Below are 17259 nucleotides of genomic sequence, written 5' to 3' on the forward strand. Positions count from 1 at the left end.
CCGATGATCGCATTGAGGGGGATGGAGGGGAAACGGATCGCGGTCCTGGGCCTCGGCAAGAGCGGCCTTGCCACTGTCCGCGCCGCCCGCGCCGGCGGCGCCGAGGTCGTCGCCTGGGACGACAGCGCCGAACGCCGCGCCGCGCTGAAGGACGCCCCGGTTGAAGCGCTCGAGCGTATCGACTGGGCCGCCGTCGACATGCTGGTGCCCGCGCCGGGCATACCGCTGACCCATCCCGAGCCGCATCCGGCGATCCGCGCGGCCACGGCCTCCGGCGTCGAGATCGCCGGCGACATCGAGCTTTTCGTCCGCGCCTGTCCCGAGGCGCGTGTTATCGGTGTGACCGGCACCAACGGCAAGTCCACGACAACGGCGCTGATCGGCCATGTCCTGAGCGCCTGCGGCGTCGACGCCGCGGTCGGCGGCAATATCGGCACCGCCGTGCTCGACCTGCAGCCGCCGAAGCCGGAGCAGGTCTGCGTCCTGGAGCTCTCCTCCTATCAGCTCGACCTCACTGAATCGCTCAAGCCGAAGGTGAGCGTGCTGCTCAACATCACCCCCGACCATCTGGACCGGCATGGCGGCATGGCCGGCTATGTCGCGGCGAAGGAGCGGCTGTTCGCCCGGGTCGGCCAGGGCGACACGGCGGTGATCGGCGTCGACGACGACTTCGGCGCGGATCTGGCGCAGCGCCTCGCCGACCGCCACGACGTCCATGTCGTGCCCGTCGCCGTCGGCCGGCCGCTGGCCGATGGGGTCTATGTCCTGAAGGGCCAGCTCTTCGATGGCGGGCTGAAGGTCATGGACCTTGCGGCGGCCAGGGCGCTGCCGGGCGCGCACAATCACCAGAATGCCGCCGCCGCCTACGCAGCCTGCCGCGCCATCGGCTGCCGGACCGCCGATATCGCCCGCGCCATCGCGAGCTTTCCCGGTCTGCCGCACCGGATCGAACGCATCGGCGAGCGCGAGGGCATAACCTTCTACAACGACTCCAAGGCCACCAACGCCGAGGCCGCGGCCCGGGCGCTGGGCGCCTTCGCCGGCATCTACTGGATCGCCGGGGGCAAGCCGAAGCAGGGCGGACTGGGCCCGCTTTACCCGTTCCTCGAGCGGGTGCGCCGCGCCTATCTGATCGGCGAGGCTGAAGCCGCCTTTGCGGACGAGCTGGAGGGCCGCGTCGAGACCCGGCGCTGCGGTACGCTGGCCGCGGCGGTCGAGACCGCCTGGTCCGACGCCCGGCAGGCCGGTTCCGGCGTGGTGCTGTTGTCGCCTGCCTGCGCCAGCTTCGACCAGTTCCCGAACTTCGAGGCGCGCGGCGACGCATTCCGCGCCGTGGCGTCCTTCATCATCGAACGGTCGGACGCGGAGGGCGCGTCATGATCGGCTTCGGACGCACCGACCGCTCGACCCTGGGCCGCTGGTGGTGGACGGTGGACAAGTTCACCCTGGTCGCCTTCGTGCTGCTGATCGGCATCGGCATCACCCTCACCCTGGCGGCGGGGCCCGCGACCGCGCACCGCAAGGGGCTGGACCACTTCTTCTTCGTGCAGCGCCAGATGATCTTCCTCGCGCCCGCGCTGGCGGCGCTGGTCGGACTCTCGATCCTTTCGGTCGCGCAGGTGCGGCGCCTTGCCATCATCGGTTTCGCGCTGGCCTTCCTCGCCACGCTGGCGACGCTGTTCATGGGCGTCGACGTCAACGGCGCCACCCGCTGGCTCCGCCTGGGCGGTCTTTCGGTGCAGCCCTCGGAGTTCATCAAGCCGACCTTCGTCGTGGTCACCGCCTGGCTGATCGCCGCCGGCCGCCGCGAACCCGGCGGACCGCCGGGCGTCGGCATTTCCGCCCTGCTCTGCCTGCTGATCGTCGGCGTTCTGGCAATGCAGCCGGACATCGGCATGTCGCTGGTCGTGGCCTGCGTCTGGGCCGCCCAGTACTTCGTCGCCGGAATGCCCATGCTGCTGGTCGGCGTGCTGGCGGCGGCGGGGGCGGGGGCGCTGTTCGGCGCCTATCACCTGTTCGAACATGTCCGGGAACGCTTCGACCGGTTCCTCGATCCGTCGGCCGAGAACTACCAGGTCGAGCGCGCGCTGGAAGCCTTCGAGGCCGGCGGCCTGACCGGCCGCGGTCCGGGGCAGGGGGAAGTGAAGTACCTGCTGCCCGACGGCCATACCGACTTCGTGTTCGCCGTCGCCGCGGAGGAGTTCGGCGCCCTGGCCTGCGTCGTCGGCATCGCCCTGTTCGCCCTGATCGTGGTGCGCGGACTGATGCGCATGCGCCGCGAGGACGATCTGTTCGTCGTGCTCTGCTGCACTGGCTTCCTCGCCATGTTCGGCCTGCAGGCGGCGGTCAATATCGGCGTCAATCTCAATCTGCTGCCCACCAAGGGCATGACCCTGCCATTCATCTCCTATGGCGGCTCCTCGCTGGTGGCCCTGTCGATCGGCGCGGGTTTCCTGCTGGCGCTGATGCGCCGTCAGGCGCCGGGAGGCGGCGGCTGATGGCGGCGCGGAAGAAATTCGTGCTGACCGCCGGCGGGACCGGGGGCCACCTGTTCCCGGCGCAGGCGCTGGCCGAGCAGCTCGCGCGCCGTGGCCATGGTCTGGCGCTGATGACCGACCGGCGCGGAGCGCAGTTCGGCCAGCGGTTCCCCGACGCCGAGATCGTCACCGTCGAAGCGGCGTCTCCGGCCGGCGGAATCGGCCAGAAGCTGCGGTCGGCGGTACGCATGGGGCGTGGCTGCATGCAGGCACTGGCGGCCCTGCGGCGTCTGGCGCCTGCGGCCGTCATCGGCTTCGGCGGTTACGCCTCCCTGCCCGCGCTCTGGGCGGCGGGGCGGCAGCGCCGGCCCATCGTCCTGCATGAGCAGAACGCGTTCGCCGGCCGCGCCAACCGGCTTTTCGCCGGCCGCGCCGCTGCGGTCGGTCTCTCCTTCGCGGCGACCGGCGGGCTGGAGCGGTTCGAGGACACGCGCACCGTGGTGGTCGGCAATCCGGTTCGTGACGCGATCCTGACCCTGCGGGATGCGCCCTATGAAAGCCCCGGTCATGACGGCCCGCTGAACCTGTTCGTGTTCGGCGGCAGTCAGGGCGCGGCGGTCTTCGCCGAGACGGTGCCCGAGGCCCTGGGCGGCCTGCCCGAGCGGCTCAGGTCGCGGCTGAGCGTCACCCAGCAGGTTCGCCCGGAGAACATGGATGCCGCCCGCGCCGCCTATGCCGCCGCCGGGATGGAAGCACGGCTGGAGCCCTTCTTCGAGGACATGGCGGCGCTTCTGGGTACGGCGCATCTGGTGCTGTCCCGCGCCGGCGCATCGACCGTGAACGAACTCGCCGTTGCCGGGCGGCCCTCGGTCCTGGTGCCCTATCCCCACGCCGCCGACGACCATCAGACGGCCAACGCCCGCGCCATGGCCGATGCCGGCGGGGCCTGGCTGGTGCCCAACGAGAGATTCGACGTGGCGACCTGCCGCCGCACGCTGGAGGCATTGCTGGAGGATCCGGCGGCCCTGTCGCGCATGGCGGCGGCCGCACGGCAGATCGCGATGCCCGACGCGGCCGAGCGGCTCGCCGATCTGGTCGAAGAAGTTTCCGGCGTGCGTAGTGTGGAGGACCGGACATGACCCAGATGCCCCTGGATATCGGACCCATCCATTTCGTCGGCATTGGCGGCATCGGCATGAGCGGCATCGCCGAGGTGATGCACACGCTGGGTTACCGCGTGCAGGGCAGCGACATCGCCGAGAGCGCCAATGTCGAGCGGCTGCGCGGTCTCGGCATCGGGATTTCGATCGGCCACCGCGCCGAGAACCTGGGCGAGGCGCAGGCGCTGGTCGTCTCCTCGGCGGTCAAGGCCGACAACCCGGAGGTTCGCGCCGCCCGCGAACGGCACGTGCCGGTGGTCCGCCGCGCCGAAATGCTGGCCGAGCTGATGCGGCTGAAATGGGCGCTGGCTGTCGGCGGCACCCATGGCAAGACGACGACGACTTCCATGGTGGCGCAATTGCTCGACCATGCCGGCTTCGATCCGACCGTGATCAACGGCGGCATCATCAACGCCTACGGCACCAACGCCCGTCTGGGCCGCGGCCAGTGGATGGTCGTGGAGGCTGACGAGTCCGACGGCAGCTTCGTCAGGCTGCCGGCCGCTGCGGTGATCGTGACCAACATCGACGCCGAACACCTGGATCACTACGCCGACTTCGACGAGATCCGCGATGCCTTCGTCACCTTCGTCGAGAACATCCCCTTCTACGGCGTCGCCGTGATGTGCATCGACCATCCGGAAGTGCAGTCGCTGATCGGCCAGATCACCGACCGCCGCGTCATCTCCTACGGCTTCAGCCGCCAGGCCGACGTGCGCGCGGTCGACGAGAGCTTCAGCGAAGGCGCGGCCCATTTCGCCGTCGAGTTCCACGACCGCCGCACCGGTGCGGAATCGCGCGTCGATGGCCTGACGCTGCCGATGCCGGGCCGCCACAACATCCTCAATGCCCTGGCCGCGATTGCTGTCGCCCGAGAGATCGGCATCGGCGACGAGGCGATCCGCGACGGGCTCGCCGCCTTCTCCGGCGTGAAACGGCGCTTCACGAAGACCGGTGAGGCCGGCGGCGTCACCGTAATCGACGACTACGGTCATCATCCGGTGGAGATCGCCGCCGTGTTGAAGGCCGCGCGTGAGAGCACGGCCGGCCGCGTCATTGCCGTGGTCCAGCCGCACCGCTACTCGCGGCTCGCCGCGCTCTTCGGCGACTTCTGCTCCTGCTTCAACGACGCCGACACCGTGCTGGTGGCGCCTGTCTATCCGGCCGGCGAACAGCCGATCGAAGGTTTCGACCGCGACGCCCTGATCGAGGGGCTGAACGCCCGCGGACATCGCCGCGTGCGCGCGCTCGCCGGACCGGAAGCGCTGGCGGCGATGGTGCTGGACGAAGCGGAAGGGGGGGACATGGTCGTCTGTCTCGGCGCGGGCTCCATCACCCAGTGGGCGAACGCGCTGCCCGGGCAGCTCCAGGCGCTGCAGGACGGAACGGCATGAGGGCGGCGGTGATGACACGACGGGCCACATCGCTGATCGACCGTCTGCCGCAGGTGCGCGGCAGCTACACGGCCGAGGCGCCGATGAGGGACCTGACCTGGTTCCGCGTCGGCGGTCCGGCGGAGGTGCTGTTTCGGCCCGCCGACCTGAACGATCTGGTTCACTTCATGGCGAACCGGCCGAAGGACGCGCCGCTGACCTTCATCGGCGCGGGCGCGAACCTGCTGGTGCGCGACTGCGGCGTCCCCGGTGTCGTCATCCGGCTGGGCCGGGGCTTCGGTCATATCGAGGACGACGCGCGCGGCCTGCGCGTGGGCGCGGGCTGCAGCAACGTCTCGGTGGCGCTGCGGGCGCGCGACCGCGGGCTGAAGGGCTATGAATTCCTGCGCGGCGTCCCGGGCACCATCGGCGGCGCGCTGCGCATGAACGCCGGCGCCTATGGTCAGGAGATGAAGGACATCGTGCTCGCCGCGCGCTGGGTGGACGGGGACGGCTTCCTGCAATGGTCTTCGGTCGAGGAACTCGGCTATGGCTATCGGCACTGTTCGCTGCCCGAGGACCGGATCTTCGTGGAAGCGGTCCTGCGCGCCGAGCCGGGCGATCGGGAGGCCATCCGCCGCCGGATGGACGAGATCAGCGCCGAACGCACCACCACGCAGCCGGTGAAGACCAGCACCGGCGGCAGCACTTTCGCCAACCCGCCCGCACACAAGGCCTGGGAACTGATCGACCGCGCCGGCTGCCGCGGCCTGGTGATCGGCGACGCCCAGGTTTCGGAGCAGCACTGCAATTTCCTGATCAACCGCGGTGCGGCCACGGCCGCCGACCTCGAGACCCTGGGCGAGACGGTGCGCGAACGCGTGAAGGCCGTCACCGGCATCGAACTCCGCTGGGAGATCCGGCGCATCGGCGTCGCCCGGGAGGCCCGCTCATGAGCCGGATCGCGGTCATCATGGGCGGCTGGTCGGCCGAGCGCGAAGTTTCGCTGGTCACCGGCGAGGCCTGCGCGAAGGCGCTGGAATCGCTGGGCCACGACGTGGTCCGCATCGACGTCGACCGGCGCATTGCCGAGACCCTGAACGCCGCGAAGGTCGATCTGGTCTTCAACGCCCTGCACGGCCGCTACGGCGAGGACGGCACGGTGCAGGGGATGCTGGAAATGATGGGTATTCCCTACACGCACTCCGGGGTCCTTGCCTCGGCCCTGGCGATGAACAAGCCCGAAGCGAAGATCCTGTTCCGCGACGCCGGCATCGCCGTGCCCGACGGCGAGGTCATGACCCGCAAGGCGCTGGCCGCGAGCCGGAAATACGCGCCGCCGCTGGTGCTGAAGCCGCTCAACGAGGGCTCTTCGGTGGGCGTCGAGATCATCCTGGAAGGCGACAATTTCCGCCCGCTCGATCAGGGCGAACCGGATGAGCGCCTGCTGGTCGAAAAATACATCCCCGGCCGGGAAATCCAGGTCGCCGTCATGGGCGACCGGGCGCTGGGCGCCATCGAGATCGTCTCGCCGGGCCGCTTCTACGACTACGAAGCGAAATACGCGCCGGGCGGGTCGAAGCACCTGATGCCCGCGCCCATGCCGGAGGGAGACTACAAACTGGCGCTCGACTATTCGCTGCGCGCTCACAAGGCGCTCGGCTGCCGCGGTCTGACCCGGAGCGATCTTCGCTACGACGACACCGGTGCGGGCGGCGCGGAACTCTACCTGCTGGAGGTCAATACCCAGCCGGGCATGACGCCCACGTCCCTGGCGCCGGAAATCGCCGCGCACCAGGGACTCAGCTTCGAGGACCTCTGCAGGGAACTGGTGGAGGACGCATCATGCGACCGTTGATGGCGGACAGCGCCGACCGCGTGCTGGGCGGCGGCGAGAAGAGCAAGGGCGCGGCGGGCCGCAAGGCGCCGGTGGAGCGGGAACTGTTGCGGCGCCAGCGTCATCGCAAGCTCGGCCGCTTCGTCATCGCCGGAGCCTTCGCGGTCGCCCTGGCCGGTGGCTATGTCGGCCTGCAGCGGGACTGGCACGGCGCGGCGCTGGCGGCGATGGACCAGGGCCTCGACACTGCATTCCGCGCCGCAGGGCTGGGTGTCGCCGAAGTGACGCTGGAAGGCCGCCGCCGGGCCGGCCCCGAGGCGCTTCGCCGCGCGCTGGGCGTCGCCGTCGGCGACCCGATCCTGCGCCTCGACCTGGAGGACCTGCAGCATCGCGTGGAGGGTGTCGGCTGGGTCGAGACCGCGACGGTCACCCGCCGTCTGCCGGACCGGCTGCACATCGCCATCGTCGAACGCGAGCCCTTCGCGCGCTGGCAGCTCGATGGCCGCACCGCGCTGATCGACCGTACGGGCCAGGTGATTCTGGCCGATGTGGGCGCGCGCTACCTCACTCTGCCGCGGCTGGTGGGGCCGGGCGCGAACCTCCGAGCGGCCGAACTGTTCGCCCTGCTGGACAGCGCGCCGGCGCTGAAGCGCCAGGTGAGCACCGCCAGCCTGATCCGGGAACGCCGCTGGGACATCGGCATGGAAAGCGGCGTCACCGTGCGCCTGCCGGAGACCGATCCCGGCGAGGCGTGGGCCCGCTTCAGCGAGGTCAACCGCCGGGACGGGCTGTTGGAGAAGCGTCTGAATCTTATCGATCTTCGCGTGCCCGGACGGGTGATCGTGCGGCTGGAGCCGCCGGCCGCCGAACCCGGCGCGGTTGAGCGGGAGACCTGAAAGCATGGCCAGTTCGCGTTCCCACATCATCGCCGCGCTCGACGTTGGTTCCGCCAAGGTGGCCTGCGTCGTCGCCCGGCCCGGCGAGGACGGCTACCGCGTCCTCGGCGCCGGCACGCGGCGCGCGCACGGGCTGCGCAAGGGCGTGGTGACCGACATGGACGCGGCGGAAGCCGCGATCCGCGCCGCCGTGGATACCGCCGAGAAGATGGCCGGGATCGCCATCGACGAGGTCTTCGTGGTGCTCTCGGGCGGCCATCCCGCCTCCCACATGGTGGGTGTCGAGGTGGCTGCCCCGGACCGTCCGATCGGCGATCATGACGTGCAGCGCCTGCTGAAGCAGGCCGGCGCCCGCTCGGAGCCGGGCGAACGCTCCGTGCTGCACGCCATTCCCGTGGGCTTTTCCCTGGACGGCGCCGGCGGCATCCACGATCCGCGCGGCATGGAAGGCCGGCGGCTGGGCGTCGACGTTCACATCGTCACCGCCGCCACCTCGGCCCAGCGCAACCTGGACATCTGCATCGGCCGTGCGCACCTGACGCCGGTCGACCTGGTGGCCGGCGCCTACGCGGCCGGACTCGGCGCGCTGACCTGGGACGAGCGGGACCTCGGCGCGGTGGTCGTCGACATCGGCGCCGGCGTCACCAAGATCGGCATCTTCCGCGACGGGCACCTGATCCACGTCGATTCGGTGCCGATCGGCGGCGCGCACGTCACCAACGACATCGCCCGCATTCTCGCCACCTCGATCGATGCCGCCGAGCGGCTGAAGACCACACGCGGCGGCGTCTTCGTCGGCCCGCATGACGACGACGAGACGATCCCCGTGCCCGCGATCGGCGACGGCTGGACCGAGAGCGCCTCCAGCCGCATGCCGCTGTCGCTGCTGATCGGCGTCATCCGACCGCGCGTCGAGGAAATCCTGGAGACCGTGCGCGAACGCATCGAATCGAGCGGCCATGCCGCCATGGCCGGGCGCAAGATCGTGCTCACCGGCGGCGGCAGCCTGCTGTCGGGAATCGACCGCCTCGCTCACGACATCCTGGACAAGCCGGTTCGTATCGGCCGCCCCCAGAACGTCACGGGTCTGCCCGAGGCCATGCTGAGCCCCGCCTACTGTGCGCTGGCCGGCAGCCTGGCCTTCGCCGACCGCAGGCTGGAGGCCAGGGCGCAGCTCGCCGGCGGCCCCACGGCGCAGCGCCGCAGCGGCGGGCTGATCCGCATCGGCCGCTGGCTCAGGGAGAACTTCTGATGGCCCGGGCCGATCGAATCCACACGCAATTCCCCCGGTCGGGGAACCGACGGGAAGGCGCGCCCGCGAACAGCGCCACGGGACCGGCAAACCGGCTCCGCAACCCTGAACCCCTCTGTCGAGCATTGAGCAAGGAGGCATCAACATGCCCATCAATCTGACTTATCCGGAACTGACGGAAACGCTGCCCCGGATCGTCGTCTTCGGCGTGGGTGGCGCCGGCGGCAACGCAGTCAACAACATGATCGAATCCGAACTGCAGGGCGTGGAGTTCGTCGCCGCGAACACCGACGCGCAGGCGCTGAACAAGTCCCGCGCCTCCAAGCAGATCCAGCTTGGCGCGGGTCTGACCCAGGGGCTGGGCGCCGGCGCCCAGCCCGATGTCGGCCGCCAGGCCGCCGAGGAGGCCATGCCCCAGCTCATGGAGCATCTCGAAGGCGCGCACATGTGCTTCATCACCGCCGGCATGGGCGGCGGCACCGGCACCGGCGCCGCACCCGTGATCGCCCGCGCGGCCCGCGAGGCCGGCGTGCTAACCGTCGGCGTGGTCACCAAGCCCTTCCAGTTCGAAGGCAAGCGCCGCCTGGCGATCGCCGAGGAGGGCGTCAAGGAACTGCAGCGCAATGTCGACACGCTGATCGTCATTCCGAACCAGAACCTGTTCCGCGTGGCCAACGAGAAGACCACCTTCGCCGACGCCTTCAAGATCGCCGACGAGGTGCTGCACTCGGGCGTGCGCTCCATCACCGACCTGATGGTGCAGCCCGGCCTGATCAACCTGGACTTCGCCGACGTCCGCACCGTGATGAACGAGATGGGCAAGGCGATGATGGGCACCGGCCAGGCCGAGGGCGAGGAGCGGGCGCGGCGCGCGGCCGGCGACGCCATCGCCAACCCGCTGCTCGAGGATCTCAGCCTGAAATCCGCTCGCGGCGTGCTGATCAATGTCACCGGCGGCATGGACCTGACACTGCACGAGGTCGACGAGGCCGCCAGCCTGATCCGCGAGGAGGTGGACGAGGACGCCCACATCATCATCGGCTCCATCCTGGACCCGGAACTGGACGGCCAGATGCGCGTGTCCGTGGTCGCCACCGGCATCGACGCGATCGAGGAAGAGGCCGCCGAGCCCATGGCCGGCTTCACCCCGCGCGTGGTCGCCTCGACGGGTCAGACGGGCCGTCCGGCCGCCACGGCGGCGCAGCAGGCCGCCGCCAATCCGCCGCAGCCGCAGCCTTCCATGCCCCGCATGCCGTCATTCGGCGCCGGCGCGACGGCGCTGAAGATGGAGCCGGAGGACCATGCCGCGCCCGACGAGGAAGCCCGCGTTCAGCCTCCGGTGGTCGATGACGTCGCCGAAGCGGCGGCGCGTCCCGAACCCCGGGCCGAAGCCGCCGAACAGCATGCGGACAAGCAGAACTACGAGTTTCCGACCTTCCCGACCAACCGCAACGGTCCGCCGCCGGCCCGTCCGGTGATTGGCAGCAAGGCGCCGGTCGAGCCCGAGCCGAAGCCCGCCGTTGCCGCGCCGCGTCATGCTGCGGGTGCGGAAAGGGATGACGCCCCGAAGGCGCGGTCGCTGTTCGACCGGCTGACCGGTCGCGCACCGAAGCAGGAGGAGGCTTCGAAACCCGAACCGCGACGCGGTCTGTTCGGCGCCAGGACCGGCGGTTCCGCCGAAGACGAGGCCCGCAGCGAGCCCCAGATGGGCGCGCCGCGTCTGGATCTGGGCGAACCGGAACAGAAGCGCAGCCAGGCCGTCGAGGACGACCTCGACATTCCCGCTTTCCTGCGGCGTCAGGCGAACTGAAGACCGCCCCGCCAGAGGCTTGGCAGGGTAACAGAGGGTAACAAAGAGTGACTTGAGCGCTGTCAGGGCCGTTCATATAACCCTGACAGCGCCTTTCTTTAAGTGATTCAGTCGCTTAATCGAGGCGACAGCATGGCCGGCGAGGGGCTTTTTTTCACCCGGCCGACAGATTGGATGAGTACCGGTATCGGGTCACGATAGGGGCATTACGCGTGAGCTTTCAGAAAACCATCGCGAAGGGCGTCGAGCGCAACGGCGTGGGTCTCCACTCCGGCGTGGATGTGCGCCTTGCCCTCAGGCCCGCCCCGGCGAATACAGGCGTCGTTTTCCGCCGTACCGACCTGGAAGGCGATGCCGCCGTGATTCCGGCGCGCTTCGATCATGTCGCCGACACGCGGCTCTGCACGGCGATCGCCAACGCGGACGGCGCGTCGGTCGCCACCATCGAGCACGTCATGTCGGCGCTGTCCGGCATGGAGATCGACAACTGCTTCGTGGACGTCTCCGGCCCGGAAACCCCGGTGATGGACGGCAGCGCCGCGCCCTTCGTGGAGATGATCCGCGAGGCCGGCATCAAGCAGCAGGACATGCCGCGCCGGGTCATCCGCATCCTCCGCGAGGTGCGCGTCGGCGACGACCGGACCTGGGCACGGCTGTCGCCGGCGGACGAGTTCCGGCTGAGCTTCAACATCGCCTTCGACAATGCGCTGCTCGCGGCGCAGTCGACGCAGTTCCATCCCGGCTTCCACAGCTTCGAGCAGGATGTCGCGCGGGCGAGGACCTTCTGTCTCTACGAGGAGATCGAGGGGATGTGGGCGGCCGGACTCGCCAAGGGCGGTTCGCTGGACAACGCTGTCGTGGTGCAGGGCGACAAGGTGCTGAATCCCGAGGGGCTGCGCTACGAGGACGAGAGCGTGCGCCACAAGGCGCTCGACGCGATTGGCGATCTCTATACCGCGGGCCATCGCATCGTCGGCGCCTATCACGGCGAACGCGCTGGTCACGGGCTCAACAACCGGTTGCTGAAGGCCCTGTTCGCGGACCGGGCCAACTATGTCATCGAACAGGAAACGGCTGACTGGGAAGAGCTCAGGCTGGTCGACGCAGCCGACTGACCGTCGGCATCCCTTCGGACCCGCATTGCCGCGGTGCGGCTATTCCGCCGCGATCCGGTGGGCCGCGGCCTGAATGTCGGTTTCCTCGCCGTCGGCCAGCGCGCGCACCAGGCTGCTGATCGCCCCCTTCACGGTGCCGGTCGGCAGGCGATTGAAATTGCGCGCCAGTTCGATCGTGGTCCGGTTCTGACCGCCATGACCGAGTTCCGGCATCACGGTGGACGGTTCCAGCCCGTCGAAGAAATATCCGACATGGCAGCCGAGCCGCTGGGAGAGGTCATAGAGCCGTCCCGCGCTGACGCGGTTGGACCCGGTCTCGTATTTCTGAACCTGCTGGTAGGAGATGCCCAGCGTCGACGCCAGATCGTGCTGCGTCAGGCCCAGTTCGGCCCTGCGGCTGCGGATCCGCTCCCCGACATGCCGGTCGACGCTTCGGTCGTGTTGCATTTGGTCTCTCCCTGTCACCAATTGTGATCCAGTTGGGGACTTGGCTCCGGCCGGGCTCGGTCGGCGTCTGGTCCGCAGCCGGAAGCTTCAAGTCCCGTGCCGTCTTCCGTTACGGCGCGCGGACGGGCTCGGGGCCGCTTGATTTCGCTCATCCGTCGTGAGAATAAGCCCCTATGGAATCCAGATTTCCGATCGTGCGCTCACTGGGCGCGCTGACGCTGTTGACCCTGCTTGCCGCGTTTCTCGCCGGCTGCTCGGGCGGCGAGGACGAGACTCCGGTCGCCGGCGCGCAGCCAGCCCCGGAACCCCCCGTCGAAGTGCTCTACAACAGTGCGCTGGATGCGCTCGTGGCCGAAGATTACGAACAGGCGGCGGCTGGCTTCGATCTGGTCGAGCGGCAGTATCCCTATTCGGTCTGGGCCACCAAGGCGCAGATCATGGCGATCTTCTCCTATTACATGACCAACGATTACGACCTCGCCATCGGCGCGGCCGAACGCTTCATTCGCCTGCATCCGGGCAGCAAGGACACGCCCTATGCCCACTACATGATCGCGGTCTCCAACTACGAGCAGATCGCCGATGTGGAGCGCGACCAGGGCCGCACGCGCGAGGCGCTGAACAAGTTGCAGGAGGTTCTCCAGCGCTATCCGCGCTCGGCCTACGCGCAGGATGCCCAGGCCAAGCTGGCGCTGACCCGCGATCATCTGGCGGGCAAGGAGATGACGGTCGGCCGCTACTACCTGCAGCGCGGTCACTACGTCGCGGCCATCAACCGGTTCCGCAATGTCGTGGAGCAGTTCCAGACCACCAGCCACACGCCCGAGGCGCTGCACCGGCTGGTCGAATCCTATCTGTCCCTCGGTGTGACCGACGAGGCGCAGGCGACCGCGGCCGTGCTGGGCCACAATTACCCGCAGAGCCAGTGGTATCGGGACTCCTATGCCATGCTCCAGGGCGAGGACCTGGAGCCGGAGGCCAGCGAGGGTTCCTGGATTTCGCAGGTCTGGAACAGCATTTTCTGATGTATATGGGCGATGCTCCGGTCGCTCTCGATTCGTGACATCGTCGTCTTCGACCGGCTGGATATCGATCTGGCCGGCGGCCTTTGCGCGCTGACCGGCGAGACCGGCGCCGGCAAGTCGATCCTGCTCGATTCCCTCGGCCTCGCTATCGGCCAGCGCGCGGAGGGCCGGCTGGTGCGCTCCGGCGCCGACCGCGGCGCGGTGATCGCTGTCTTCGAACTTCCCGACGACCATCCCGCGCAGGAACTGTTGCGCGAACAGGAAATCGAGCCCGAGGATCAGCTCATCGTCCGCCGCACCCTGTCGGCGGACGGCCGTAGCCGGGCCTTCGTCAACGACCAGCCGGTCAGCGTGGGGTTCCTCGCACGGCTGGGCGAAACCATTGTCGAGGTTCATGGACAGGCGGCGGAGGTCGGGCTGATGAAGACGGCCAACCATCGCGGCATTCTGGACCGCTTTGCGGGCAACGACGCCCGCCTGGGGGCCGTCGGGAGCACGCACGCCGAATGGCGGCGGCTGGAGAAGGCCCACGCCGCGCGCGTCGCGGAAGTCGAGAAGGCGCGGGCGGAGCAGGACTTCCTTGAACACGCCCTGGCCGAGTTGGAGGAGCTGTCGCCGGAGCCCGGTGAGGAGGAGCGGCTGGCCGAGCGCCGCGGCTTCCTGATGCAGGTGGAGAAGATCGCCGAGGCGGTCTCCGACGCTGTCGGCGCACTGGAGGACGAAGGCGGCGTGGCTTCCCGCCTGCGTGCCGCCGAACGCGCCCTGGACAGGGTTCGGGACCGGGCCGCGGGACGGCTGGAGGCGGCGCTCGACGCCCTGGCGCGGGCGGCGGTGGAGGCCGATGAGGCGGTGAACGCGATTTCGGCCGTGGCGGCCGATCTGGACGCGGAACCGGGCGAACTGGAACGCGTCGACGAGCGGTTGTTCGCGCTGCGCGGCGCGGCGCGCAAGCATCGGGTCGAAGCGGACGGTCTCCCCGAACTGCTGGAACGCTACCGCAGCCAGCTCGCCGCGATCGAGGGCGGTGGTCGGGACATCGAGCGGCTGGCCGGCGAAGCGCGGGCGGCGCGGGAAACCTATCTTGCGGCCGCGGAGACGCTGTCGGCCGCGCGCCGCGAAGCGGCCGGCCGGCTGGACGAGGCGGTTCGCGGCGAACTCGAGCCCCTGCGGATGGGCGGGGCGCGGTTCCTGACCGGTGTTGCGCCGCTGGCGGAGCAGGACTGGGGTGCGCAGGGCGCCGATCAGGTGCGCTTCGAGGTCGCGACCAATCCGGGCGCGGAGCCGGGCCCGATCGCGAAGATCGCTTCGGGGGGCGAGCTCTCGCGATTCATGCTGGCGCTGAAGGTGGTGCTGGCCGGTTCGGGCGATGCGCCGGTGCTGATCTTCGACGAGGTCGACCGGGGCGTCGGCGGCGCGACGGCGGACGCCGTGGGCGAGCGGCTGCAACGTCTCGCCGGGCGCTTCCAGGTTCTGGTCGTCACCCACAGTCCGCAGGTCGCCGCGCGCGCGGGGCGGCAGTGGCTGATAGCCAAGGACGTCTCCGACCGCGCCACGACGCGCGTTGTCCGGCTGGAAAGCGGCGAACGGCGCGAGGAGATCGCGCGCATGCTGTCCGGCGCGGAAATCACGGCGGAAGCGCGCGCCGCCGCCGACAAGCTGCTGAGCGGGAGGCAGCCATGAGCGACAGGGCGCCGATCGAAGCGCGCGAGGAGCACGCCGGGCTGGTGAAGCAGATCCGCGAACACGACCGCCGCTACTACCAGGAGGATGCGCCGACGGTCACGGACGCCGAATACGACCGGTTGCGTGCGCGTCTGGAGGAACTGGAGGCGGAGCATCCGGACCTCGTGACCCTGGACAGCCCGACGCAGAGCGTGGGCGCGGCGCCGGCCTCCGGCTTCGGCAAGGTGACGCACGCCCGACCCATGCTCTCGCTGGGCAACGCCTTTTCCGAAGAGGACGTCGCCGACTTCATCCAGCGCGTGCGCCGGTTTCTCAACCTCGACGCCGAAACGGAAATCGCGCTCAACGCCGAACCGAAGATCGACGGGCTGTCGGCCTCGCTCCGCTACGAGAAGGGGCGGCTGGTCACCGGCGCCACGCGCGGCGACGGCTATGAGGGCGAGGACGTCACCGCCAATGTCCGCACCGTGGGCGACATACCGAACGAATTGCCGAACGGCGCGCCGGATGTCTTCGAGGTGCGCGGCGAGGTCTACATGTCGAAGACGGCCTTTGCCGAGCTGAACCGCGCCCAGGCCGAGGCGGGGCGGCAGATCTACGCCAATCCGCGCAATGCGGCGGCCGGTTCGCTCCGCCAGATCGACGCCTCGGTCACGGCGAACCGGAAACTCGCCTTCTTCGCCTATTCCTGGGGGGAGGTCTCGGCCCTGCCCGCCGACACCCAGTCCGGCGTGCTGGCGGCGCTCGAGGGCTGGGGCTTCACCATCAACCCGCTGACGCGCATCTGCCGCGGCGTCGACGAGATCATGGCGCTCTACCGGGAGATCGAGGCCGGGCGCGGGGAACTCGACTACGACATCGACGGCGTCGTCTACAAGGTCGACCGCCTCGACTGGCAGGACCGGCTCGGCTATGTCAGCCGCTCTCCGCGGTTCGCCATCGCCCACAAGTTCCCCGCCGAAAAGGCCATGACGGTGCTGAAGGGCATCGACATCCAGGTCGGCCGGACGGGCGCGCTGACGCCGGTGGCGCGGCTGGAGCCGGTGACCGTCGGCGGCGTCGTGGTCTCCAACGCGACGCTCCACAACGAGGACGAGATCGCCCGCAAGGACGTCCGTATCGGCGACACGGTGATCCTGCAGCGCGCCGGCGACGTGATCCCGCAGATCCTGGGCGTGGTCGAGGACAAGCGGCCCGTAGACGCGAAGCACTACGCGTTTCCCGAGACCTGCCCGGCCTGCGGCAGCCACGCCGTCCGCGACGTGCGCGCCGACGGCCAACTCGACGTGGTGCGCCGCTGCACCGGCGGGCTGATCTGCCCGGCGCAGGCGGTGGAGCGGCTCAAGCACTTCGTCTCCCGCAACGCCTTCGACATCGAAGGCCTGGGCACGCGGCAGATCGAGATGTTCTTCCAGGAAGGCGTGATCCGCGCCCCGGCCGACATCTTCACCCTGCCCGGTCGCAACGGGGAACTGAAGCTGGAGGAGCGCGAGGGCTTCGGCGCGACATCGGTGCGGAACCTGTTCGCCGCCATTGAGGAACGCCGCGAGATCGGCCTGGACCGTTTCCTGTTCGCCCTCGGGATCCGCCATGTCGGCCAGCAGACGGCGCGCGTGCTGGCGACGAACTATCTCAGGCTCGACGACCTTCTGGCGGCCGCGCGGGCGGCGGCGGAAGGACCGGAGTCCGAGGCCTATCAGGAACTGGTCGCCATCGACGGCATCGGCGCGACCGTCGCCGACGCGCTGGCCGAGTTCGCCGCCGAACCGCACAACCGCGAGGTGCTCGACGCGCTGCTGGCGGAAGTGCGGGTCACGGATTTCGAAGCGCCGAAGCGCGACACGGCGGTCGCCGGCAAGACCGTGGTGTTCACCGGCACGCTGGAAACCATGACCCGGGACGAGGCCAAGGCGCGTGCGGAATCGCTGGGGGCGAAGGTTTCCGGCTCGGTCTCGAAGAAGACCGACTACGTCGTCGCCGGCCCCGGGGCCGGCTCCAAGGCGAAGAAGGCCGCCGAACTGGGTGTCACGACCCTGACCGAGCAGGAATGGCTCGATCTCCTGGGTTAGATCGTTCCGGTGTTAGATTGAATCGCCACCGCCGCTTGGGTGTCATGCCCGCCCCCGTGCGGGCATCCGGCCAGGATCATCGACTTGCGGCGAAGCCGCTCCGGACCCCCGCACA

The 17259-nt window shown here is 69.5% G+C and carries 14 protein-coding genes; 13 read left to right on the forward strand and 1 reads right to left on the reverse strand.

All coding sequences use genetic code 11. From position 1 onward, the window contains the following. Positions 1 to 3 precede the first annotated feature (3 nt). The 10 genes from murD to TEF_05990 all read left to right on the forward strand — a co-directional run bounded on the left by murD (position 4) and on the right by TEF_05990 (position 11920). A complete protein-coding gene (gene murD, locus TEF_05945; GenBank protein ANK80384.1) occupies positions 4 to 1380 on the forward strand; it encodes a UDP-N-acetylmuramoyl-L-alanine--D-glutamate ligase in 1377 nt (458 codons plus the stop codon). Beyond that, a complete protein-coding gene (locus TEF_05950) occupies positions 1377 to 2498 on the forward strand; it encodes a cell division protein FtsW (protein ID ANK80385.1) in 1122 nt (373 codons plus the stop codon). The genes murD and TEF_05950 overlap by 4 nt, the downstream gene beginning before the upstream one ends. Continuing rightward, on the forward strand, positions 2498 to 3616 hold the full coding sequence (locus TEF_05955; GenBank protein ID ANK80386.1) for an undecaprenyldiphospho-muramoylpentapeptide beta-N-acetylglucosaminyltransferase: 1119 nt from the start codon (positions 2498 to 2500) through the stop codon (positions 3614 to 3616). Before TEF_05950 ends, TEF_05955 begins: the two co-directional genes overlap by 1 nt. Continuing rightward, positions 3613 to 5031 (forward strand): UDP-N-acetylmuramate--L-alanine ligase, encoded by a 1419-nt coding sequence (locus TEF_05960; GenBank protein ANK80387.1) that lies wholly within the window; start codon positions 3613 to 3615, stop codon positions 5029 to 5031. Before TEF_05955 ends, TEF_05960 begins: the two co-directional genes overlap by 4 nt. Further along, positions 5028 to 5966, forward strand: a complete 939-nt coding sequence (locus TEF_05965; GenBank protein ANK80388.1) for a UDP-N-acetylenolpyruvoylglucosamine reductase — start codon at positions 5028 to 5030, stop codon at positions 5964 to 5966. Before TEF_05960 ends, TEF_05965 begins: the two co-directional genes overlap by 4 nt. Further along, positions 5963 to 6868: a D-alanine--D-alanine ligase gene (locus tag TEF_05970; protein ID ANK80389.1), complete on the forward strand. Its 906-nt coding sequence runs from the start codon at positions 5963 to 5965 to the stop codon at positions 6866 to 6868. Before TEF_05965 ends, TEF_05970 begins: the two co-directional genes overlap by 4 nt. Further along, positions 6868 to 7743 (forward strand): hypothetical protein, encoded by an 876-nt coding sequence (locus TEF_05975; GenBank protein ANK80390.1) that lies wholly within the window; start codon positions 6868 to 6870, stop codon positions 7741 to 7743. Before TEF_05970 ends, TEF_05975 begins: the two co-directional genes overlap by 1 nt. A 4-nt stretch (positions 7744 to 7747) precedes the next feature. After that, complete coding sequence (locus TEF_05980; protein ANK80391.1) at positions 7748 to 8995, forward strand: cell division protein FtsA; 1248 nt, start codon at positions 7748 to 7750, stop codon at positions 8993 to 8995. A 145-nt stretch (positions 8996 to 9140) separates the two neighbouring features. Continuing rightward, on the forward strand, positions 9141 to 10805 hold the full coding sequence (locus TEF_05985) for a cell division protein FtsZ (protein ID ANK80392.1): 1665 nt from the start codon (positions 9141 to 9143) through the stop codon (positions 10803 to 10805). Positions 10806 to 11017: 212 nt separating this feature from the next. Next, positions 11018 to 11920: a UDP-3-O-[3-hydroxymyristoyl] N-acetylglucosamine deacetylase gene (locus TEF_05990; protein ANK80393.1), complete on the forward strand. Its 903-nt coding sequence runs from the start codon at positions 11018 to 11020 to the stop codon at positions 11918 to 11920. 39 nt (positions 11921 to 11959) lie between these two features. Here TEF_05990 and TEF_05995 read toward each other — a convergent pair whose 3' ends face one another. Further along, positions 11960 to 12367: a hypothetical protein gene (locus tag TEF_05995; GenBank protein ID ANK80394.1), complete on the reverse strand. Its 408-nt coding sequence runs from the start codon at positions 12365 to 12367 to the stop codon at positions 11960 to 11962. A gap of 173 nt (positions 12368 to 12540) precedes the next feature. Between TEF_05995 and TEF_06000 the strand changes: the two genes are divergently transcribed. The 3 genes from TEF_06000 to TEF_06010 are packed head-to-tail and all read left to right on the forward strand — an operon-like array spanning position 12541 to position 17144. Next, a complete protein-coding gene (locus TEF_06000) occupies positions 12541 to 13392 on the forward strand; it encodes a transporter (GenBank protein ANK80395.1) in 852 nt (283 codons plus the stop codon). A 12-nt stretch (positions 13393 to 13404) separates the two neighbouring features. Next, positions 13405 to 15072 (forward strand): DNA repair protein RecN, encoded by a 1668-nt coding sequence (locus TEF_06005; GenBank protein ID ANK80396.1) that lies wholly within the window; start codon positions 13405 to 13407, stop codon positions 15070 to 15072. Continuing rightward, complete coding sequence (locus TEF_06010; protein ANK80397.1) at positions 15069 to 17144, forward strand: DNA ligase (NAD(+)) LigA; 2076 nt, start codon at positions 15069 to 15071, stop codon at positions 17142 to 17144. Before TEF_06005 ends, TEF_06010 begins: the two co-directional genes overlap by 4 nt. Positions 17145 to 17259: the final 115 nt, after the last annotated feature.

The sequence above is a fragment of the Rhizobiales bacterium NRL2 genome (genome assembly GCA_001664005.1).
Classification (GTDB): domain Bacteria; phylum Pseudomonadota; class Alphaproteobacteria; order Minwuiales; family Minwuiaceae; genus Minwuia.

Excerpts from the sequence above, each read along its gene's own strand:
- murD (ANK80384.1), top strand. The coding sequence starts at position 4 with ATGATCGCATTGAGGGGGATGGAGGGGAAACGGATCGCGGTCCTGGGC.
- TEF_05950 (ANK80385.1), top strand. The coding sequence starts at position 1,377 with ATGATCGGCTTCGGACGCACCGACCGCTCGACCCTGGGCCGCTGGTGG.
- TEF_05955 (ANK80386.1), top strand. The coding sequence starts at position 2,498 with ATGGCGGCGCGGAAGAAATTCGTGCTGACCGCCGGCGGGACCGGGGGC.
- TEF_05960 (ANK80387.1), top strand. The coding sequence starts at position 3,613 with ATGACCCAGATGCCCCTGGATATCGGACCCATCCATTTCGTCGGCATT.
- TEF_05965 (ANK80388.1), top strand. The coding sequence starts at position 5,028 with ATGAGGGCGGCGGTGATGACACGACGGGCCACATCGCTGATCGACCGT.
- TEF_05970 (ANK80389.1), top strand. The coding sequence starts at position 5,963 with ATGAGCCGGATCGCGGTCATCATGGGCGGCTGGTCGGCCGAGCGCGAA.
- TEF_05975 (ANK80390.1), top strand. The coding sequence starts at position 6,868 with ATGGCGGACAGCGCCGACCGCGTGCTGGGCGGCGGCGAGAAGAGCAAG.
- TEF_05980 (ANK80391.1), top strand. The coding sequence starts at position 7,748 with ATGGCCAGTTCGCGTTCCCACATCATCGCCGCGCTCGACGTTGGTTCC.
- TEF_05985 (ANK80392.1), top strand. The coding sequence starts at position 9,141 with ATGCCCATCAATCTGACTTATCCGGAACTGACGGAAACGCTGCCCCGG.
- TEF_05995 (ANK80394.1), bottom strand. The coding sequence starts at position 12,367 with ATGCAACACGACCGAAGCGTCGACCGGCATGTCGGGGAGCGGATCCGC.
- TEF_06000 (ANK80395.1), top strand. The coding sequence starts at position 12,541 with ATGGAATCCAGATTTCCGATCGTGCGCTCACTGGGCGCGCTGACGCTG.
- TEF_06005 (ANK80396.1), top strand. The coding sequence starts at position 13,405 with ATGCTCCGGTCGCTCTCGATTCGTGACATCGTCGTCTTCGACCGGCTG.
- TEF_06010 (ANK80397.1), top strand. The coding sequence starts at position 15,069 with ATGAGCGACAGGGCGCCGATCGAAGCGCGCGAGGAGCACGCCGGGCTG.